At 42.0% G+C, this 20,865-nt stretch carries 19 protein-coding genes; 1 reads left to right on the forward strand and 18 read right to left on the reverse strand.

Annotation, left to right across the window (positions count from 1 at the left end):
• Positions 1-76: 76 nt before the first annotated feature.
• The 15 genes from glmS to asnC form a co-directional block, all read right to left on the reverse strand.
• A complete protein-coding gene (gene glmS / locus PSF27_RS12750; RefSeq protein WP_206085543.1) occupies positions 77-1,909 on the reverse strand; it encodes a glutamine--fructose-6-phosphate transaminase (isomerizing) in 1,833 nt (610 codons plus the stop codon).
• A gap of 195 nt (positions 1,910-2,104) precedes the next feature.
• A complete protein-coding gene (gene glmU, locus PSF27_RS12755; RefSeq protein ID WP_206085541.1) occupies positions 2,105-3,475 on the reverse strand; it encodes a bifunctional UDP-N-acetylglucosamine diphosphorylase/glucosamine-1-phosphate N-acetyltransferase GlmU in 1,371 nt (456 codons plus the stop codon).
• A 126-nt stretch (positions 3,476-3,601) separates the two neighbouring features.
• Positions 3,602-4,027: a F0F1 ATP synthase subunit epsilon gene (locus PSF27_RS12760; protein ID WP_042846797.1), complete on the reverse strand. Its 426-nt coding sequence runs from the start codon at positions 4,025-4,027 to the stop codon at positions 3,602-3,604.
• 21 nt (positions 4,028-4,048) lie between these two features.
• Complete coding sequence (gene atpD / locus PSF27_RS12765; RefSeq protein WP_206085533.1) at positions 4,049-5,431, reverse strand: F0F1 ATP synthase subunit beta; 1,383 nt, start codon at positions 5,429-5,431, stop codon at positions 4,049-4,051.
• A gap of 34 nt (positions 5,432-5,465) precedes the next feature.
• Positions 5,466-6,329, reverse strand: a complete 864-nt coding sequence (gene atpG / locus PSF27_RS12770; protein WP_272681595.1) for a F0F1 ATP synthase subunit gamma — start codon at positions 6,327-6,329, stop codon at positions 5,466-5,468.
• 52 nt (positions 6,330-6,381) lie between these two features.
• A complete protein-coding gene (gene atpA, locus PSF27_RS12775; RefSeq protein WP_206085531.1) occupies positions 6,382-7,923 on the reverse strand; it encodes a F0F1 ATP synthase subunit alpha in 1,542 nt (513 codons plus the stop codon).
• Positions 7,924-7,937: 14 nt separating this feature from the next.
• The gene (atpH, locus tag PSF27_RS12780) at positions 7,938-8,471 is read right to left on the reverse strand and encodes a F0F1 ATP synthase subunit delta (protein ID WP_206085529.1); all 534 of its coding nucleotides are present in this window, start codon (positions 8,469-8,471) and stop codon (positions 7,938-7,940) included.
• Positions 8,472-8,483: 12 nt separating this feature from the next.
• The gene (gene atpF, locus PSF27_RS12785) at positions 8,484-8,954 is read right to left on the reverse strand and encodes a F0F1 ATP synthase subunit B (protein ID WP_004906301.1); all 471 of its coding nucleotides are present in this window, start codon (positions 8,952-8,954) and stop codon (positions 8,484-8,486) included.
• Positions 8,955-8,998: 44 nt separating this feature from the next.
• Positions 8,999-9,238, reverse strand: a complete 240-nt coding sequence (gene atpE, locus PSF27_RS12790) for a F0F1 ATP synthase subunit C (protein WP_004093904.1) — start codon at positions 9,236-9,238, stop codon at positions 8,999-9,001.
• Between the two features lie 47 nt (positions 9,239-9,285).
• A complete protein-coding gene (gene atpB / locus PSF27_RS12795) occupies positions 9,286-10,104 on the reverse strand; it encodes a F0F1 ATP synthase subunit A (protein ID WP_042846803.1) in 819 nt (272 codons plus the stop codon).
• 33 nt (positions 10,105-10,137) lie between these two features.
• Positions 10,138-10,515 (reverse strand): F0F1 ATP synthase subunit I, encoded by a 378-nt coding sequence (gene atpI / locus PSF27_RS12800; protein ID WP_206085521.1) that lies wholly within the window; start codon positions 10,513-10,515, stop codon positions 10,138-10,140.
• Positions 10,516-11,116: 601 nt separating this feature from the next.
• Positions 11,117-11,737 (reverse strand): 16S rRNA (guanine(527)-N(7))-methyltransferase RsmG, encoded by a 621-nt coding sequence (gene rsmG / locus PSF27_RS12805; RefSeq protein WP_206085519.1) that lies wholly within the window; start codon positions 11,735-11,737, stop codon positions 11,117-11,119.
• Position 11,738: 1 nt separating this feature from the next.
• Entirely contained in the window at positions 11,739-13,628 is a 1,890-nt protein-coding gene (mnmG, locus tag PSF27_RS12810) for a tRNA uridine-5-carboxymethylaminomethyl(34) synthesis enzyme MnmG (protein WP_206085517.1), read from the reverse strand.
• A 376-nt stretch (positions 13,629-14,004) separates the two neighbouring features.
• Entirely contained in the window at positions 14,005-14,445 is a 441-nt protein-coding gene (mioC, locus tag PSF27_RS12815; RefSeq protein WP_206085515.1) for an FMN-binding protein MioC, read from the reverse strand.
• Between the two features lie 92 nt (positions 14,446-14,537).
• Complete coding sequence (gene asnC / locus PSF27_RS12820; protein WP_206085513.1) at positions 14,538-14,999, reverse strand: transcriptional regulator AsnC; 462 nt, start codon at positions 14,997-14,999, stop codon at positions 14,538-14,540.
• A gap of 162 nt (positions 15,000-15,161) precedes the next feature.
• On the opposite strand from asnC, the gene asnA reads away from it, so the two are divergent.
• The gene (gene asnA / locus PSF27_RS12825) at positions 15,162-16,154 is read left to right on the forward strand and encodes an aspartate--ammonia ligase (protein WP_272681596.1); all 993 of its coding nucleotides are present in this window, start codon (positions 15,162-15,164) and stop codon (positions 16,152-16,154) included.
• Between the two features lie 13 nt (positions 16,155-16,167).
• Here the strand turns inward: asnA and viaA are convergent, their stop codons facing one another.
• The 3 genes from viaA to PSF27_RS12840 form a co-directional block, all read right to left on the reverse strand.
• Positions 16,168-17,625, reverse strand: coding sequence for an ATPase RavA stimulator ViaA (gene viaA, locus PSF27_RS12830; RefSeq protein ID WP_272681597.1), 1,458 nt, complete (start codon positions 17,623-17,625; stop codon positions 16,168-16,170).
• Between the two features lie 2 nt (positions 17,626-17,627).
• Positions 17,628-19,145, reverse strand: a complete 1,518-nt coding sequence (gene ravA, locus PSF27_RS12835) for an ATPase RavA (RefSeq protein ID WP_272681598.1) — start codon at positions 19,143-19,145, stop codon at positions 17,628-17,630.
• Positions 19,146-19,385: 240 nt separating this feature from the next.
• Positions 19,386-20,780 (reverse strand): NAD-dependent succinate-semialdehyde dehydrogenase, encoded by a 1,395-nt coding sequence (locus PSF27_RS12840; RefSeq protein WP_272681599.1) that lies wholly within the window; start codon positions 20,778-20,780, stop codon positions 19,386-19,388.
• Positions 20,781-20,865: the final 85 nt, after the last annotated feature.

Genomic DNA, 20,865 nt, shown 5'->3' on the forward strand with positions numbered 1-20,865 from the left:
CTTATATTAATAAAAAGCCGATATAACCTAATTAATTATAGTTATACCGGCTGCAATCTAAATGAGTTGATGCTGATTATTCAACCGTCACTGATTTCGCTAGGTTACGTGGTTGGTCAACGTCTGTTCCTTTGATTAATGCAACATGGTAAGACAACAGTTGCAGTGGAACAGTGTAGAAAATCGGTGCGATCAATTCTTCAACATGTGGCAGCGAAACAATTTTCATGTTTTCACTTGCGACAAAACCAGCGTCTTGGTCAGCGAACACATACAGTAGACCGCCACGAGCACGTACTTCTTCAATATTGGATTTCAGTTTTTCCAATAATTCATTGTTAGGTGCGATGATGATAACTGGCATATCTGCATCAATTAACGCTAATGGGCCGTGTTTTAATTCACCCGCGGCATAAGCTTCAGCGTGGATGTATGAAATCTCTTTTAATTTCAATGCCCCTTCAACTGCGATAGGGAATTGATCGCCACGACCTAAAAACAAGGCATGGTGTTTATCAGAGAAATCTTCGGCTAACGCTTCAATGACTTTATCTTGTGACAGCATGCTTTCAATACGCGCAGGGAGCGCATGTAATGCATGAGAAATACTTTCTTCTAACTCAGGGTTTGCGCCTTTTAAACGGCCCATGTACGCCACTAACATCAGTAAAACAGTTAATTGGGTAGTGAACGCTTTGGTTGATGCCACACCAATTTCTGCCCCTGCTTTTGTCATCAGTGCAAATTCAGACTCACGCACCAATGAAGAACCCGCGACGTTACAAACAGCTAACGAGGTCAAGTAGCCTAACTCTTTTGATAAACGCAGCGCAGCCAATGTATCTGCAGTTTCACCTGATTGGGACAACGTTATCATCAAGCTATTTTTGCGATGCGCTGGGTTACGGTAACGATACTCTGAAGCAATCTCCACATCACATGGGATACCCGCTAAGGATTCAAACCAGTAACGTGCAACCATCCCTGCGTTGTAAGAGGTTCCACAAGCAACAATTTGAATGTGCTCAACTTGGGAAAGAATTTCGTTCGCTTTCGGGCCTAACTCGCTTAAATCGATACCGTTGTCTTTATCAAAACGCCCTTCAAGGGTGTTTTTAATGGCCATCGGCTGTTCATAAATTTCTTTCTGCATGTAATGGCGATACACGCCTTTATCGCCTGCATCATATTGAACGTTCGATTCAATTTGTTCGCGCTCAACTGGCGCACCGCTATTATCAAAGATACGAACAGTACGACGAGTGACTTCAGCAACATCCCCTTCTTCAAGGTAGATGAAACGGCGAGTCACGGGTAACAGCGCCAGTTGGTCAGAAGCTAAGAAGTTTTCGCCGACACCCAGACCGATAACCAATGGGCTACCAGAGCGTGCAGCGACTAATAATTCAGGAATACGGCTATCCATAATCACGGTACCGTAAGCGCCGCGTAACTGAGGGATAACACGTTGAACCACTTCCACCAACGTGCCACCTTTTTGTTGTTCATGATGAACAAGGTGTGCAATCACTTCAGTGTCAGTTTCTGAACTGAAAATATAACCCTGTTTTTTCAGTTCTTCTTTCAATTCTAAATAGTTTTCGATAATGCCATTATGAACAACAGCAATATAACCAGACGTATGCGGATGCGCATTACGTTCACTTGGAATACCATGTGTCGCCCAACGGGTATGTGCAATCCCCGTTCCGCCAGATACTGGGTTTTTCTCTGCTTCTTCCGCCAGCATTTGCACTTTGCCCACTTCACGTAAGCGTTGTAAATGACCTTCGTGGTCAACAACAGCCATACCCGCTGAGTCATAACCACGATATTCAAGACGACGAAGACCTTCTAACAGAATTTCTGCAATATCACGTTGTGCAACAGCACCTACAATTCCACACATATTTTATTTATTCCTAGACAAAAGGTTCCTTTCTTTAGAAACCTTCATTTGTCGTAACCTAATTGCTTTTCAGCTTTCGCTGTTCCCCAGCCTTGTAGAAAATGGGGAGATATTTTTATGCCACCTTAGGTAGCTATTTTATAATTTACTACTTTTTATATTCAAAGGGGCAATCGGCCCCTTATCAAAATTCACTTATTTTTTCTTTACTGGACGCTGCCAGTTTTTAATGTGCATTTGCTTAACGCGGCTGACCACTAATTCATCTTCGTTAACATCACGAGTGACTGTCGTGCCAGCACCAATGGTGGCGCCTTTTGCTACCGAAACAGGGGCAACTAATTGAGTATCAGAGCCGACAAACACATCATCACCAATAATGGTTTTATGTTTATTCGCGCCATCATAGTTGCATGTGATGGTTCCTGCGCCGATATTCACGTTATCACCAATTTGCGCATCGCCAAGGTAACTTAAATGCCCCGCTTTTGAGCCTAAACCTAAAGTGGCATTTTTCATTTCAACGAAATTACCCACATGCGCTTTAGCCGCTAATTTAGCACCAGGACGCAAACGAGCAAAAGGACCAACCGTACATTCTGATGATAATTCAGAGTTTTCTATGACTGAATACGGGCTAATCACTGAGTTATCACCAATAACGCAGTTCCTTAAAATACAACCAGATTGAATTTGTACGTTGTTACCAAGCGTCACATTCCCTTCGATAATGACATTGGTATCGATAATAATGTCACGCCCATGGGTCAATGTGCCGCGTATATCAAAACGCTCAGGGTCGATTAGCATCACCCCCGCAAGTAACAATTTTTCTGCTTGTTCTTTCTGGTAAACACGCTCAAGTGCAGCTAGTTGCAGACGGTTATTAACCCCTTCCATTTCACTTAAACGGCTTGGGTGAACGGTCGCTACTTTATTACCTTCTTTATGAGCAAGAGCAATAATATCCGTTATGTAGTATTCGCCTTGCGCATTATCGTTGTTCAATTGAGCCAACCAACGTTTGAAATCTTTACCGCTTGCAACCATGATCCCAGTGTTAATCTCTTGGATTTTACGTTGCTCTTCAGTCGCATCTTTTTGCTCAATGATTCCGACAACTTCATTATTTTCACGGATGATACGGCCATAACCTGTTGGGTTATCTAAAATCACGGTCAATAAGCCAATGCCGCCTTGGGGCTTAACTTCAATCAGGCGATCTAACGTGTCTTTCGCAATCAAAGGCACATCGCCATATAACATGACAATATCTTCATCATCTTGGAAACTTGGTGCAGCCTGTTGCATTGCATGCCCAGTACCGAGCTGTTCTGCTTGCAGAACCCAATTTAAATTCTGCTCACCCAGTTTTTCTTTCAGTAAATCACCGCCATGCCCGTATACCAGATGGATATCTGATGCACCGATTGATTTTGCAGTATCAATTACGTGCTGAACCATTGGTTTGCCCGCAAGTAAATGCAAAACTTTAGGCAAATCTGAATACATCCGTGTGCCTTTACCGGCAGCTAAAATTACGACACTTTTTCTTTGCACAGTCATTTTTCCTGAAACTCCAACTTTGGGATGAAAGTAAACCTATTTCCTATCTAAAATACTACATATTTCGCTCAAATAAAAAAGCCAGTTAGGATTAACCAACTGGCTTTTTTTACTATACCGCTATCATTACATTAGCTTTTTAGTTAACTCGATGACTCGAAGTTTCGCTATTGCTTTTGCAAGTTCTGCCGATGCCTGAGCATAATCAACATCGCCGTGTGCTTTACGGACGTGTTCTTCCGCTTTGCGTTTAGACTCCACTGCACGAGCTTCGTCTAAATCTTTACCACGGATCGCTGTATCAGCGAGTACGATAACACCGTTTGGTTGAACTTCTAAAATACCGCCAGAGAGGTAAATTAGTTCTTCTTCACCAAACTGCTTGGTAATACGTACCATGCCCGGTTTTATGGCAGTCAGCAGCGGGGTATGCTGTGGATAAATCCCCAGCTCACCTTCACTACCTGTCACCTGAATTTTCTGTACTAGGCCTTCAAACATTTGTTTTTCAGCACTCACTACAGTCAGGTGGTATGTCATTGCAGCTACCATATCAACCTCCTGTCAGCTGGATTAAAGCTTTTTCGCTTTTTCCACAGCTTCTTCAATGGTACCAACCATATAGAACGCTTGTTCTGGCAGGTGGTCGTAATCACCGTTCAGGATACCGCCGAAGCCACGAATAGTGTCTTTCAGGGAAACGAACTTACCTGGTGAACCGGTAAATACTTCAGCAACGAAGAATGGTTGAGACAGGAAGCGCTGGATCTTACGAGCACGAGCAACAACCAGTTTGTCTTCTTCAGACAGTTCATCCATACCCAGAATTGCAATGATATCTTTCAGTTCTTGGTAACGTTGCAGAATAGACTGAACGCCACGTGCAACATCATAGTGCTCTTGACCAACGACGAGTGGGTCTAACTGACGGCTAGTAGAATCCAGAGGGTCAACCGCTGGGTAGATACCCAGAGATGCGATTTGACGGCTCAGAACTACCGTTGCGTCTAAGTGAGCAAAGGTTGTTGCTGGTGATGGGTCAGTCAAGTCATCCGCAGGAACGTAAACCGCTTGTACGGAAGTGATAGAACCCGTTTGAGTTGAGGTAATACGTTCTTGCAGAACACCCATCTCTTCCGCCAGCGTTGGCTGATAACCTACCGCTGATGGCATACGACCTAACAGTGCTGATACTTCAGTACCTGCTAAGGTGTAACGATAAATGTTGTCAACGAACAGCAGTACGTCACGACCTTCGTCACGGAATTTCTCAGCCATAGTCAGACCAGTCAACGCAACGCGCAGACGGTTTCCTGGTGGCTCATTCATCTGGCCATAAACCAGTGATACTTTATCCAGAACGTTTGAGTCGGTCATTTCATGATAGAAGTCGTTCCCTTCACGAGTACGCTCACCAACACCCGCGAACACTGAGTAACCTGAGTGCTCAATCGCGATGTTACGGATCAGTTCCATCATGTTTACTGTTTTACCAACACCCGCACCACCGAACAGACCAACTTTACCACCTTTTGCGAATGGACAGATTAAGTCCATTACTTTGATACCGGTTTCCAGCAGTTCTGTTGAGTTAGCTAACTCTTCGTAGCTTGGTGCTGCACGGTGAATTGACCAGCGCTCTTCTTCGCCGATATCACCTTTCATATCAATAGGCTGACCCAGAACGTTCATGATACGTCCTAAAGTTGCTTTACCTACTGGTACTTCGATTGGGTGCTCTAAGTTTACTACTTGTAAACCACGGCTCAGGCCATCAGATGTACCCATTGCGATACAACGGACAACACCACCGCCTAACTGTTGTTGAACTTCCAACACCAGTTTTTCTTTACCGTTAACAACCTCAAGAGCGTCGTACACTTTTGGTACGTCATCTTGAGGGAACTCGACGTCCACAACGGCGCCGATTACCTGGATAATCTTTCCAGTAGCCATCTTGAATCCTCTACGTAATTCGTAAACCTAGCTGTTAAACCGCGGAAGCACCCGAAACGATTTCGGTAAGCTCCTGAGTAATGCTGGCCTGACGAGCTTTGTTGTAAACCAACTGCAACTCTTTGATCAGGTTTCCACCATTATCAGTAGCGGCTTTCATCGCTACCATTCGTGCGGCCTGCTCACTAGCCAGGTTTTCAACGACGCCCTGATAAACCTGCGACTCGATATAACGACGTAGCAGGGTATCCAGCAACGCCTTAGGATCGGGTTCGTATATATAATCCCAAGACTTCTTCTTCAATGTTTCGTCATTGCTTGCAGGCAATGGCAGTAATTGAAGAATAGTTGGCTCCTGAGACATTGTATTGATGAACTTGTTAGTCACCACATACAGTTTATCCAAACGCCCTTCATCATAGGCTTGTAGCATAGTGTTAACTGGACCAATCAAATCCGAAAGCGTTGGGTTATCCCCCATTCCGGTGACTTGTGTTACGACGTTACCGCCCACAGAACCGAAGAATGAAACCGCTTTAGAACCGATTAAAGCCAAATCAACCTGAACGTTTTTCTCAGACCATGACTTCATGTCCGCTAGTAGTTTTTTGAACAAGTTAATGTTCAAGCCACCACACAGACCACGGTCTGTTGAAACAACCAGATACCCAACACGCTTAACTTCACGTTCATCGAGATATGGATGTTTATATTCCAGATTACCTAACGCTAGGTGACCAATCACACTGCGCATGGTTTCTGCATAAGGACGGCTGGCCGCCATGCGTTCCTGCGTTTTACGCATTTTGGACGCAGCGACCATTTCCATCGCTTTAGTGATCTTTTGTGTATTTTGTACACTTCCGATCTTGGAACGTATCTCTTTTGCGCCGGCCATTTCTGCTTCTCCTTATTAACCAGACGGCCCTAAAAATTCGGGCCGAATAGTATTACCAGGACTGAGTTGCTTTAAATGATTCGAGCAGTTTTTTCAACTTGCCTTCGATATCATCGTTATAGCTACCAGCCGGGCCAATTTCGTTCATAAGGTCAGCATGCTCGCGCTGTGCAAAAGAAACTAAAGCAGCTTCAAACGCACCAATTTTCGCTAACTCAACATCATCCAAGAATCCACGTTCTGCCGCGAACAGAGACAGTGCCTGCTCTGCTACTGACATCGGTGCATACTGTTTCTGTTTCAGCAGTTCAGTGACTTTTTGACCATGACTTAACTGTTTACGAGTCGCGTCATCGAGGTCGGAAGCAAACTGAGCAAACGCTGCAAGTTCACGATACTGAGCAAGTGCAGTACGGATACCACCAGACAGTTTCTTAATGATTTTAGTCTGAGCAGCACCACCAACACGAGATACTGAAATACCTGGGTTAACCGCTGGACGAATACCAGAGTTAAACAGGTTAGATTCCAGGAAGATCTGACCATCTGTAATCGAAATTACGTTTGTTGGTACGAATGCAGAAACGTCACCAGCTTGGGTTTCAATGATAGGCAGAGCCGTCAGTGAACCTGTTTGGCCTTTAACTTCACCTTTCGTAAAGTTTTCTACGTATTCAGCGTTAACGCGAGCAGCACGCTCAAGTAAACGTGAGTGCAGATAGAAAACGTCACCAGGGTAAGCTTCACGTCCTGGTGGACGACGTAACAACAGTGAAATTTGACGGTATGCAACAGCCTGTTTAGACAGGTCATCGTATACGATCAGTGCGTCTTCACCGCGGTCACGGAAATATTCACCCATCGCGCAACCAGCATATGGTGCTAAGTATTGCAGAGCAGCTGATTCAGATGCTGTAGCAACAACAACGATAGTGTTTTGCAGTGCGCCGTGCTCTTCCAGTTTACGAACTACGTTAGAAACAGTAGACGCTTTCTGGCCGATAGCCACGTACACACATTTGATACCTGAGTCGCGTTGGTTGATGATCGCATCGATTGCCAAAGCAGTTTTACCTGTTTGACGGTCACCGATGACAAGCTCACGCTGACCACGACCAATTGGAATCATCGCATCGACTGATTTATAACCAGTCTGTACAGGTTGATCAACGGATTGACGATCGATAACGCCTGGTGCAATAACTTCTACAGGTGAGAAGCCATCGTTATCAACAGGACCTTTACCATCAATTGGTTGACCCAGTGTATTCACAACACGTCCTAACAGGCCACGGCCTACTGGAACTTCAAGAATACGACCAGTACATTTAACTTTCATGCCTTCTGCCAAGTCGGCATAAGGACCCATGACAACCGCACCAACAGAGTCACGCTCTAAGTTCAATGCGATAGCGTAACGGTTGCCAGGCAGTGCGATCATCTCACCCTGCATGACTTCGGCTAAACCGTGAATACGAATGATACCGTCGTTAACGGATACAATCGTACCTTCATTGTGAGCTTCACTCACAACATCGAACTGAGCAATACGCTGTTTGATCAGTTCGCTGATTTCGGTGGAATTCAGTTGCATATGCTCCAGTCCCCTTAAGACTGCAAGACGTCAGTTAAACGCTCTAAGCGACCGCGGATACTCCCGTCAATAACGAGGTCTCCAGCACGAATGATCACTCCAGCAATAACAGACTTATCAATTTTGCAATTCAGCTTAACTTTGCGTGACAGACGTTTTTCCATCGCTGCAGAAATTTTAGCTGACTGCTGTTCGCTCAGTTCGTTAGCAGAGATGACATCAACCTCAATGGTTGATTCCAAAGCATCGCGCAATTGAATAAATTGAGCTAATACTTCTGGTAGCGTCGTTAAACGCCCGTTGTCTGCCATCACACGAATCAGATTCTGAACATGCTCGTCAATTTCATCTCCACAAACAGAGATAAACGTTTTAGCTAATGTTTCTGGTGCAATAGAACCAGAAAGCAGCTCACCAACCTGTTCATTGCGCGTCACCAGTGAGGTGAAGGCCAGCATATTCTGCCATTTTTCGACAGCTTGGTTTTCCACAGCAAAGTCAAAAGCTGCTTTGGCGTAGGGGCGAGCTACAGTAGCGATTTCAGACATGCCCCTCCCTCCTTACAGTTCAGCGACTAGTTTATCAACGATGTCGCTGTTAGCAGCTTCATCCACGGAACGTTCGATGATCTTCTCGGCACCTGCGATAGCAAGCATCGCAACCTGTTTACGTAACTCTTCACGTGCACGTTTACGCTCAGCATCAATTTCAGCTTGCGCTTGTGCGACGATTTTTGCACGTTCTGCTTCTGCTTCTGCTTTTGCTTCATCAATCATTTGAACACGCTGTTTGTTCGCTTGTTCAATGATGACTTGAGCTTCAGCTTTCGCTTTTTTCAGTCGGTCGGTTGCGTCGGTTTGCGCCAGTTCCAGGTTCTTTTTAGCACGTTCTGCAGAAGATAAGCCGTCAGCAATTTCTTTTTGACGTTTTTCAATGGCCGCCATAATCGGTGGCCATACATACTTCATACAGAACCAAACAAACAGGACAAACGCGATAGCCTGGCCGAGGATTGTTGCATTTAGATTCACAGACAATACCTCTTATTCATTAGTGAATTAATGTTCTACGTTAATTAGGCAACAGCGAACATTACATACAAGCCCAGACCAACAGCAATCATCGGAATAGCATCGACCAGACCCATTACGATAAAGAACTGTGTACGCAGCAGAGGAATTAAATCTGGCTGACGAGCAGCACCTTCTAAAAATTTACCACCTAGGATGCCGATACCGATCGCAGCACCGATCGCCGCTAAGCCCATCATCACAGCGGCAGCCATGTACAGCAGATCCATACTCAGGTTTTCCATGACAGTCTCCAGTTTGTTTCAGTTAATACAATTATTGATTAATAAAATTAGTGCTCTTCAGATGCCATCGACAGATAGACAACAGTCAGAACCATAAAAATAAAGGCTTGTAGCGTAATAATCAGTATGTGGAAGATAGCCCAAGGTAGGCTTAACAACCACTGTGACCACCACGGAAGCAGAGCCGCGATAAGAATAAAGATCAATTCACCTGCATACATGTTACCAAACAGTCGCAGACCGAGTGATACAGGTTTTGACAGCAGGCTTACCCCTTCAAGAATCAAGTTGACTGGAATAAAGACAGGATGATTAAAAGGCTGCATTGTGAGCTCTTTAGTAAATCCGCCAATTCCTTTCATCTTGATGCTGTAGAAGAGGATTAGGATAAACACACCAATTGCCATCGATAGAGTGACACTAACATCTGCGGTTGGTACTGCACGTAGTGCAGGTAACCCGAGATAATGCTCAGCAATATACGGAAGGAAATCAATTGGGAGTAAATCCATCAGGTTCATTAAGAATACCCAGACGAACACCGTTAATGCTAAAGGAGCAATAACTTTGCTCTTACCGTGATACATATCACGGACTGAGTTATCAACGAAACCAATGATCAGTTCTATTGCAGTCTGTAACTTACCGGGTACGCCACTAGTCGCATTGGCTGCAACTCTTCTAAATAGCCACAGGAACAGAGCCCCGAGAACTACTGAGAAAAAAAGCGAGTCAATGTTCAACGTCCAAAATGTTGGACTAGCGTGGGGATCGACCAACTTAAAGGTACTCAGGTCCAACTGAAGGTTTCTCAGATGGTGGCCTATGTAATCCTCTGTAGTCATCACTTCTCCTGATGCAGACATGATGCCTCTTACCCTTTTGTAGTTTAAAAATACTTACCGTTTAAAAACGGCTGGTGCAACAATCTGAACAATTAGCACCGCTAAATAGGTCAAACCCAGTGGTGTTAATGACGCTTTGAACACACCGAAAGCAACAACTAAAACAACGATAGTTGTAACAACCTTTAGCCCTGCTCCTAATGCTAAGAACCAGGCAATGCGGACAGGTTCATCCTCTTCTTTTGCTTTCTGAAATTGTGCTAGCAGCATAAATACGATATTTGGTAACCAGCATGCTAACCCACCAGCAAGAGCAGAGGCCCCCCATTCTATACTATTTGCACAGAAAGCCCCACTGAGGATCACTAAAGTTATAAACTGAACAGACAACTGCTTTACAGCATGCTTGTTGTCATAAAGGGATACAGACATAACTTTTTGTATACTCCCAGCTCTTCTCAGCCTCAGAAACGCTAAGTGTTGTATAAAACTGCCTTTGCGTAAATGTGTCAAGAGACAAAAACGTGCAAATTATACGGGCAGGCGAAATGAATTCAATCAGTAAGTAGCGAAAAGGTGAATAAATATTTAATTTTTTCGAGTCAGCGCAGAATTGTCGCTGTAATAATTAATAAATAGTTAATGAATTGCTACATTCATTCACTTAATTGTGACATTAATCACATTTGGCTTTATTTGCTTTATTTATTCCTTCAACTTTCTTCACAAAAAAAATTAGATTTAATCTGTAAATCAAATAATTAAGAAATACATTTTTTAAGCTAAATAACGAATCTATAAATCAAATATTTCACTGTTAACTATTTTATTAGCTAAATCGATTAAGTTAAAATAGGCATTTACATTCACTTTTTCCATTCAACGTATTATTTTTGAAACCTATTCGTTATTGCCGTGTAAATAATGCGTAAAATCTGAGTTTTTGTTATTTGCTCAAAACGAAAAATAGCCGTCCGTTTTTCAACATTCGGCTATCGCTCTAAAAGATAAAATAATTTGATAGAAAGCAACTTTATTTCATCGAAATTTTAACTAAATGGCGTTGTTCATCAAGTTCTGGCACTTGAAGTTCAGTGATAGACTCAATAGCAAACCCTTCTGGCAGAACCATTTCATCATCACGAATGATACCTTTAAGTGCGTAAAAACGTCCATCCGATGACGGTAAATGGTGGCACCAGCTTAGCATATCGTTCAGTGATGCAAATGCGCGGCTAATGACTCCATCAAAACCATTTCCAACAGGGTACTCTTCAACTCGCGATTGAACAGGTTCAATGTTAGTTAGTCCTAACTCATGTTGAACCTGTTTTAAAAAGCGTACACGCTTCCCTAAACTGTCCAATAAAACAAAATGGGCGTCAGGTCGAACAATAGCCAAAGGAACGCCTGGTAAACCAGGGCCCGTTCCAACATCAATAAACCGTTGCCCGTTGAGTTGACCGTTCACCACTATGCTATCCATGATATGACGAATTAACATTTGTTGTGGGTCACGCACAGAGGTCAAGTTATAGGCTTTATTCCATTTAACTAATAACCCAACGTAATTAACTAACTGCTGTTTTTGCTTTTCCGTTAAATCGATATCTGTTTTTGCAAGCAATTGATTGAGTTTTGATAATAAATCCATGTTAAGCGCTCCGGCGTAGCATGCCTTGCTTTTTCAACCATACAAGCAAAATAGAGATTGCTGCAGGGGTGATCCCCGAAATACGCGAAGCTTGGCCGATCGATGTTGGTTTGTGATCGTTCAGCTTTGCCATAACTTCGTTAGATAAGCCTTTCACTTGTTTGTAATCAAGATCAACAGGTAACAAAGTGTTTTCATTACGCAGCTGTCTTTCGATCTCTTCTTTCTGACGCGCAATATAACCTTCGTATTTAACTTGAATCTCAACTTGATCAGCGGCTTGTGGATCATCAATTGCAGGCGCAAATAAGTTTAGCGTAGTTAGCATTTGATAAGTCATTTCAGGACGACGTAATAAATCTTCACCGTTAGCTTCTTTGGATAAAGGAACGGTTAAGATGCCATCAATCTCTGTATGGTTATCCGATTTAGGATGAACCCAAATGTCTTTCAAACGTTGACGTTCTTTTTCAATCAGTTCAACTTTGTTGTTGAAATGAGCCCAACGAATATCATCGACTAAGCCTAACTCGCGGCCTTTTTCTGTTAAACGTAAATCTGCGTTATCTTCACGTAACATCAAACGATATTCTGCACGTGAGGTAAACATACGATATGGTTCTTTAGTGCCGAGTGTGCAAAGATCGTCAACCAGAACCCCCATATATGCTTGGTCACGGCGTGGGAACCAGCCTTCTAAGCCAAAGGCATGTTGTGCAGCATTTAAGCCTGCAAGTAACCCTTGTGCACCCGCTTCTTCATAACCTGTAGTCCCATTAATTTGACCAGCGAAGAACAAGCCATTAATAAATTTGCTTTCCAGAGTTTGTTTGAGATCGCGTGGGTCAAAGAAATCATACTCTATTGCATAACCAGGACGAATGATCCTTGCATTTTCCATCCCTTTCATAGAGTGCACGATCTGCATTTGCACATCAAAAGGCAAGCTGGTGGAAATCCCGTTCGGATAGATTTCGTTACTGGTTAAACCTTCTGGCTCTAAGAAAATTTGGTGTGAGTCTTTGTCTGCAAAGCGCATGACTTTGTCTTCGATCGATGGGCAATAGCGAGGGCCGATCCCTTCGATGATCCCTGCATACATTGGGCTACGATCAAGGTTATTTCTGATCACATCATGCGTTTTTTCATTGGTATAAGTGATATGGCAAGGCATCTGTTGTGGATGTTGATCTTGCGAACCTAAGAATGAAAATACGGGCATTGGGTCGTCACCTAGCTGTTGAGCTAACTGACTGAAATCAATAGTTCTTGCATCAATACGCGGTGGTGTTCCCGTTTTTAAACGGTTAACACGTAATGGTAATTCCCTTAAACGCTGAGAAAGGGAAATTGATGGTGGATCACCTGCACGACCACCGCTGTAGTTTTCTAATCCAATATGAATTTTTCCATCCAGGAAAGTCCCAACAGTTAGGACGACTGCTTTGGCTTTAAATTTTAAGCCCATGCGAGTAACCGCTCCTGTGACTTGATTGTTTTCAACAATCAAATCTTCAACAGGTTGTTGGAAAATCATTAGATTAGGTTGGTTTTCTAAAGCTGTTCTAACCGCTTGGCGGTAGAGAACGCGGTCCGCTTGTGCTCGAGTAGCTCGAACAGCAGGGCCTTTGCTGGCATTTAATGTTCTAAATTGAATGCCAGCTTTGTCAGTTGCTGTGGCCATTAAACCACCAAGAGCATCAATTTCTCTGACCAGATGCCCCTTACCGATCCCACCGATGGCTGGGTTGCAAGACATCTGGCCCAATGTATCAATATTGTGAGTCAGTAATAGGGTTTGACGCCCCATACGTGCAGCTGCCATTGCTGCTTCAGTACCGGCATGACCACCACCAATTACGATGACGTCAAATTGCTCTGGATAAAACATGTGTGAACCTTAAACGTTAGAAAATGCTGACTGTGCATTTGAGGAGAGAATTCTACTCAAGTTTGAGGAAGAGACCAAGCTTAGGTTTCTCCCCTATATAATATTAAGATCTTTTTATTTAAAGATCTCTTTATTAGATCTTTTATTAGGATCATCGGTTTCTGTGGATAAGTGGATTTTCACTTTAAAGATCATAAAAATGTAAAGGATCATATACTGTGAATGATCCGTGATCCAATTGCGTATAAGCTGGGATCAAAATGGGTACTTATGCACAGGCCTTGGTGGCCCTAAAACTTATACTCTGGATAACTACGGGTTAATAAAGGGATCTACCCTGAGTTATCCACAGCTGACTGATGCTATTTTGACCAAATTATAGTTCGTTTGCCCAAATTTTAACCCATTCCCCTGCGGGATCTTCTGGGATTTCGTGTTTTTGGATGTCTATTTCAAAACATTCACCGATCCGTTTAGCCCCTTTTTCGCTTAATAGGGTATCTAGTTTGTGGATCGCACCACAAAAAGTGTCATATTCCGAGCTACCGATCCCAACAGCACCAAACATCACTTGGCTGAGATCTGGTGAGCTTTCTTCTATAGCATCAAAGAACGGTTGAATACTTTCAGGTAGATCACCTGCTCCGTGAGTCGAACTCACCACCAGCCAAATGCCTTCAAGTGTTAAATCATCAAGCTCTGGGCCATGTTGAATATCTGTTTCATAACCAAGTTCTTCTAAAATCTCAGCCATGTGCTCAGCAACGTACTCTGCACTGCCCATTGTACTGCCACTTATTAAGGTTACTTTTGTCATGGTGATTCTCTTTCACAATAATAGGGCGCTATTGTACGCTGTGAATGAGCTGGGATCTACCTGTGGATAATGTGGTTATATCATTTTTTTTTCTAAGGGTTGATTGTACGTAAGATCGGGTTCTGTAAGGAGATCAGGGTTTCCGTAGATTGAATCTCATCAATTGTTTGAATTTTGTTGATAAGTACGTCTTGCAGGGCATCAATTGATTTGCACATGACCTTAATAAAAATGCTGTATTGACCAGTTGTGTAATACACCTCGACCACTTCTTCTAAGGCATCCAATTTTTTTAATGCTGTTGGGTAATCCTTTGCACTTTTTAAAATAATGCCAATAAAGCAGCAGACATCAAAACCTAACTGTTTTGGGTTTATATCAATACGGGTGCCTTTAATGATCCCTGCTTGCTTCATTTTTTCGACACGGACATGAATTGTCCCTGGGCTTACTGCAAATTTTTTGGCTAATTCTGCATAAGGTGTACGTGCATTTCTCATTAATTCGTGAAGTATGTCACGATCGAGATTATCGATTTGATAATTTTCTGGCATTATTTTACCTCTATTTTAACGATTATTCATTTTTATACCTGTTTTTTTGATTGAAATAAATAGGAAAGGCTTTTTTTAATGATGGATATTGAATTTATACCTCATTTTGTTGCTTAATCTATACATCAGCTAATACAGCAAACAAATTATGGGTAATAAATTATGGACAAATCATTCATTGAACATCAGCAACAAATTAGTTTTGTAAAATCCTATTTCTCACGTTTACTTGAAAAAGAATTAGGTTTAATTGAAGTTCAAGGACCAATCCTAAGTCGTTTAGGCGATGGTACTCAAGACAACTTATCAGGCAGTGAAAAAGCCGTTCAAGTGAAAGTGAAATCAATTCCAGGTGCAACCTTTGAAGTGGTGCATTCTTTGGCTAAATGGAAACGTAAAACGTTAGGTCGTTTTGGTTTTAGTAAAGGTCAAGGTTTATACACACATATGAAAGCGTTGCGTCCGGACGAGGATCGCTTAACTCCAATCCACTCCGTCTATGTCGATCAGTGGGATTGGGAAAAAGTGATGGCAGATGAGGAACGTACACTTCCTTATCTGAAGCAGACAGTGGGTAAAATCTATAAGGCAATAAAAGAAACAGAAGCTGCCGTAAGTAAAGAATTTGGATTGGCACCGTTCCTGCCAGACCAAATCCACTTTATTCACAGTGAAGAATTGTTACAACGCTACCCTGATTTAGATGCGAAAGGGCGTGAACGTGCAATTGCAAAAGAATTAGGTGCGGTATTCTTAATTGGTATCGGTGGTAAGTTATCCAGTGGTGAATCACATGATGTTCGCGCGCCAGACTATGACGACTGGACAACAAAAAACGAAGACGGTTTTTGTGGTTTGAACGGCGACATCATTGTGTGGAACCCTGTTTTACAGGATGCATTTGAGCTTTCTTCAATGGGAATTCGCGTCAGCCCTGAGTGTTTGATTCGTCAATTAAAGCTAACTGACGATGAAAAACGTATGGAATTAGAGTGGCATCAAGCGTTAGTTAAAGGTGAAATGCCACAAACTATCGGTGGTGGTATTGGTCAATCACGTTTAGTGATGCTGCTTTTACAACGTCAACACATTGGCCAAGTGCAATGTGGTGTGTGGGGCGCTGAAATGCAAGAGTCAGTTGAAGGTATGCTGTAGTTAATGAATGTAGTTAGCGACTAAAGCGGCGTAAAAGCCTGCTTTTTAACCCGGTGTCAAAGCGCCAAATATGGTCGAAGATTTTCATGATGCCGGGTTTCCCATAGTTTGACACAGATACCGCATGGAAGCGGTATTTCCCTTTCTTCTGCATGGTTTTTATTTTTTGAATGAGTTCATCGGGCAAACGTTGAGCTACAAAATCAGAAATGACCACAGCATCAGCATCCATCCATTGCTTAGACTCTAGTTTAACGGTTGTCTCTTGCAAACATGCTGCAAGGTCTGTTCCGCCTTTAAATGTTTGATGTAAAAACCGAATGCATTGTTCCAGCCCATCTGCAGATAATAAATCGTAATGCACAATATCCGTAGAAAACAGCATCACATGGCACGCGCGGTTATCGGCTAACGCAATTTTCATTAGCGCAAGGCAAAATGCCTTTGCACAACGCTCATTTAACCCGCCCATTGAGCCTGATGTATCAATACACACCACAAATGGTCCTCTAGGTTGCTCTTCATCATGGTGATGTGTAATAGGGCGTAGTACTTTTCTTTCTTGCCAGCTATCCCCTTGCAATCGATAAGTTAATAGCTGCTTTTCCAGTAATTTTCGATAAAACTCAAATTCAATTTCTTCGATACCCAACATCGCAAGTTCAGCGGGTAATAAACGCAAAATATCATCGCTTTGGTTTAAGCCATTAACTTGTTCAGGCACTGTCTCTGGTACTTTCTCCATGATGGTCATCGGTTCTAAAACCACGCTATCATCAGGAATAGCTTGCGCTGTTTGGCTGCGCCCTAATAATTGAGCTATTTTTTCGAGTTCAGGCTGCTGACGTAAAAATTCACTGTAGCGATTTAACAACTGGTCATTATAAGTAGAGGTCATATTCACCCCTTTGCTTAAATCCCACAAACGTCCTGCTGCCCGCTCATTTTCACCCAAAATATCTTCTAAATTTCCACTCAAGGCTAACCTGCGTTGCAATTCCGCCAGCAATTGCTCTTTTTCTTGCTCTAATAACTCTTTATGCAGGGTGGTGACTTGTAAAATTAAGCTGACTCGCCACTTTTGTACAAACAAAGCTTGCCTTGCACTGCGATTTTCAATTTTACCACTTTGTAATTGATTTGCTTCTCGGTAAAACGGCGAGTCAATTTGGTTAAGCCTTTCTATTACAGAAGGAAGCCGCGTAAAAAAAGCATCCGTTGAGATACCAAGGGATTGTCGATACAACTCAAACTCTTCAGAAAGTTGCGCGGGAACTAACGCATCTTGTAAGCGCTGTTTCAGGTCTGTTTTCCAACTGGATAAGTCTTTTAACAATGCTTTTTTTAAACGAGGGTGTTTTTCAAAAAATACCGCTAATTGCGGTGTAGCAAGGAGCGAGATAATAATCTCTTCAATTAGTTGGCTTTCATTAACCGAAAGCAGCATCTCCAGAGTGGCTAAACTCATCATAATTATTCAGCCACTTTCCCTGTGATCTGATTACGTAATTGCGTTAATTTTTCTGAAAGTTGTAGAAAACTTTGCTCAATATCTGCCAACCAATGGGGTTCAATAAAAAGATTGGGTTGCTGCTTTTCAAATTGATAGCGAGCGCCTTGAATATCAGATTGAATGTTATCCAGCTTATCTAACCATTCTTGGTTATTTGATGTGGAGGTTTGTGTCACTGTTTTATCTTGGATATATAATGTTGATGATTGATGGCTTATATCTAATAACTGTATCTGATTTAAATTATTCACTTCAGCGGCAATTTCTTGTGCAAAACCAATACCGTTTAAATGTGCGGATAACGTCGTACCTTTATTTAAAAATAAAGTGAGTGCTTTTTTGTCTGTGGTAACAAATGTCACTTTCATATTATGCAATTGCAATGGACGATGTAAAAACAGCGTGATCCGTCCTTCCTGAACATACTCAGGCAGCACATATGAGGCCTTGCGGGCAAACATCGCATTGTTTTTATTCACTTTAAAGGCATCTTGACTGTTTTGATCTTGCGTAGATGACATCCACTGTTGGTAAATTTGCTCAATTTCACGGGTGAATTTACGCTGCTGCCAACCTTCTTCTTGTAAAAGTGATTGAATTAACTGCGGTAATGCATTCATAGATTGCATATCGTGCCACAGGCAATCTTTTAAAAGCACAATATCAAGGGGAGAAACACTGCTACGGCCATTAAAAAATGCACTTGCTTGTAATAAATAAATGGCTTTTTTCCAACGTCTATCCGAGACATAAACTTGCTTGTCAGTGGCGTCCAATTGCTGGCGTAGCTGGTAGACCAGCTCAAAACAGTGATCGGGCAGCGTAATTTTAGGGATTTCTTGTTGCCACTGTTGGTATTCTTCATCACTGATTTTTAAATGCTCAGGGATTTGAGATTCTTCTAATGATGATTTTCCTGTTAATAATGCCCGAAAGTTTTGTTTTTCCTGTACTTTATCAAGCCAGATACGCACTAACATGCGGTCAAAAAGGGCTTCTAAACTATTATCTGCATCAGGCAATTCGTTCGAAGCCGTGACGAGCAAACGCATGGGGATAGCTTTTTCTTCATCACCATTACGGAATTTACGTTCATTGATAGCCGTTAATAGTGTATTAAGAATAGCTGGACCCGCTTTCCAGATTTCATCCAAGAAAACCACTTCAGCATCAGGTAAATAACCTTTGGTTAGGCGTTCATAGCGCCCTTCGTCTTTTAAAGCTTGAATAGATAACGGCCCAAAAATTTCTTCAGGCGTCGAAAAGCGCGTCATTAAATACTCAAATGCATGGGCATGACGGAAGGCATATTTCATTCTTCGTGCAATTAAGCTTTTAGCAATCCCTGGAGGGCCTAATAGAAATACGCTTTCACCACTGAGTGTGGCTAATAAGCACAAACGAATAGCTTGCTGGCGTTCATATAAACCACTTTCAAGGTAATTGCTTAATTGAGCTATTCGTTCAGATAATTGCATCGATATTCCTTTTCATTGAATAACAAAATTCAATAATGTTTAAGTTACGCTTAATTTTTAGGTTATCTGCCCTTTTATAAACAGCGCAATCAATTTTGTCATTTTTCTTTTGTGTTATTTGATTTAAATCGTGTGTAGCTGTATTAAGGCGAGAAAATCTGAGTAGGAATAAGGCTGATTTGAATAGGCTAGGGCTCATGTCTATAAAAAACATGAGCCCTAACTGAAGATTAAAAATGATTAATAAGGTGCATCTGGCGTGGTAACCCGAATTAATTTTTCATTCACAAACTCACGAATTCCCGCAAGTGATTGTTCTCGACCATAACCAGAAAGCTTAGTTCCACCGAAGGGGAGTTCCGGGGCAATTCCTGTCGGATGATTGATATAAATCATCCCTGAAACTATTTGGCGAGCCACTTTTATCGCTTCAGCTTCATTTTTACCAAAGACAGTTCCACCTAAACCAAATTCAGTCGCGTTAGCTAATTGAATGGCTTCATCTATATTTTTTACAGCATAAATACAAAGTACTGGGCCAAATATTTCTTCATAATACGCTTTCATATTCGGTTTTATATCTGTCAGTATTGTGGGTTGCATAAATGCCCCTTCACGATCTAATCGCTTACCTCCAAATACCAGTGTTGCTCCCTCTTTTACGGCTACTTCAACTTGATGAACAACTTCATTCACCGCTTTTTCACTACTTAATGGAGCAAGTTGCGTGGCTGGGTCCATTGGATCACCCACAATAATTTTTTCATAGATTGCTTTTGCTTTTGCGATAAATTCTTTCGCAACGTTTTCTAATACAAGAATACGTTTTGGTGAAACACAAACCTGCCCTGCATTCCATAGACGGCCAGCAGTCGCTGACGCAACCGCGCTATCAATATCTGCGTCAGCTAGTACAATAAAAGCATCACTTCCCCCTAGCTCAAGGGTTGATTTTTTTATTGCTTTACTGGCTTCAGAGGCAAAATTGGAACCTGCAGGTTTACTACCTGTTAAAGATACGGCTTTGACTCGTTCATCTGAAACAAGAGCAGAAACTTTTGAGCCAGGAATGAATAAATTATTGTAAACCCCATCCGGTAGTCCTGCTTCAATAAATATTTTTTCCATCATTTCAGCACATTGAGGAATATTTGAAGCATGTTTTAAAACAATGGTATTTCCTGCCATTAAATTAGCGGCAGCTGTTCGAGTTATTTGGTAAAACGGGAAATTCCATGGTTGAACCGTCAGGAGTACTCCGATTGGTTCATAAGTTAAGAAGGCTTTTCCGTGTTTAACATCAATTTCTTTATCCGCTAATAAACGGCTTCCTTCATTTGCATAATAGTCAAAAATATTTGCGCATAATTCCACTTCGCTTATTGACTCACTTAATAGCTTTCCCATTTCTGTTGTACATATTTTTCCGAGAAGTTCTTTTTTATCTCGCATAACTTTTGCTATGTTATGTAAAATTGCCGCTCGCTCTGTAAATGAGGTTTTTTTCCAAGTCAGGTAGGCGGTATCTGCTTTGGTGAGAATTGTATCGACTTGCTCCGCACTCATTTCTTCATAAATCTTTTCTACTTTGTTTGTTGCTGGATTAACTGATTTTATTGACGATGTCATATTCATTTTTTATTCCTTGTTGCAACTATTAAAGATAAATAATTCAACTTATCTTAAATTACAGTTGCCATACCAACATAAATTAGGGTAA

It is taken from the genome of Providencia sp. PROV129 (genome assembly GCF_028482245.1).
In the GTDB taxonomy this organism is placed as follows: Bacteria; Pseudomonadota; Gammaproteobacteria; order Enterobacterales; family Enterobacteriaceae; genus Providencia; species Providencia vermicola.

Bases quoted from the DNA above. Each gene is read 5' to 3' on its own strand.
- glmS (WP_206085543.1), bottom strand. From the start codon at position 1,909: ATGTGTGGAATTGTAGGTGCTGTTGCACAACGTGATATTGCAGAAATT.
- glmU (WP_206085541.1), bottom strand. From the start codon at position 3,475: ATGACTGTGCAAAGAAAAAGTGTCGTAATTTTAGCTGCCGGTAAAGGC.
- PSF27_RS12760 (WP_042846797.1), bottom strand. From the start codon at position 4,027: ATGGTAGCTGCAATGACATACCACCTGACTGTAGTGAGTGCTGAAAAA.
- atpD (WP_206085533.1), bottom strand. From the start codon at position 5,431: ATGGCTACTGGAAAGATTATCCAGGTAATCGGCGCCGTTGTGGACGTC.
- atpG (WP_272681595.1), bottom strand. From the start codon at position 6,329: ATGGCCGGCGCAAAAGAGATACGTTCCAAGATCGGAAGTGTACAAAAT.
- atpA (WP_206085531.1), bottom strand. From the start codon at position 7,923: ATGCAACTGAATTCCACCGAAATCAGCGAACTGATCAAACAGCGTATT.
- atpH (WP_206085529.1), bottom strand. From the start codon at position 8,471: ATGTCTGAAATCGCTACTGTAGCTCGCCCCTACGCCAAAGCAGCTTTT.
- atpE (WP_004093904.1), bottom strand. From the start codon at position 9,238: ATGGAAAACCTGAGTATGGATCTGCTGTACATGGCTGCCGCTGTGATG.
- atpB (WP_042846803.1), bottom strand. From the start codon at position 10,104: ATGTCTGCATCAGGAGAAGTGATGACTACAGAGGATTACATAGGCCAC.
- atpI (WP_206085521.1), bottom strand. From the start codon at position 10,515: ATGTCTGTATCCCTTTATGACAACAAGCATGCTGTAAAGCAGTTGTCT.
- rsmG (WP_206085519.1), bottom strand. From the start codon at position 11,737: ATGGATTTATTATCAAAACTCAATCAATTGCTTGCAAAAACAGATATC.
- mnmG (WP_206085517.1), bottom strand. From the start codon at position 13,628: ATGTTTTATCCAGAGCAATTTGACGTCATCGTAATTGGTGGTGGTCAT.
- mioC (WP_206085515.1), bottom strand. From the start codon at position 14,445: ATGACAAAAGTAACCTTAATAAGTGGCAGTACAATGGGCAGTGCAGAG.
- asnC (WP_206085513.1), bottom strand. From the start codon at position 14,999: ATGCCAGAAAATTATCAAATCGATAATCTCGATCGTGACATACTTCAC.
- asnA (WP_272681596.1), top strand. From the start codon at position 15,162: ATGGACAAATCATTCATTGAACATCAGCAACAAATTAGTTTTGTAAAA.
- viaA (WP_272681597.1), bottom strand. From the start codon at position 17,625: ATGATGAGTTTAGCCACTCTGGAGATGCTGCTTTCGGTTAATGAAAGC.
- ravA (WP_272681598.1), bottom strand. From the start codon at position 19,145: ATGCAATTATCTGAACGAATAGCTCAATTAAGCAATTACCTTGAAAGT.
- PSF27_RS12840 (WP_272681599.1), bottom strand. From the start codon at position 20,780: ATGAATATGACATCGTCAATAAAATCAGTTAATCCAGCAACAAACAAA.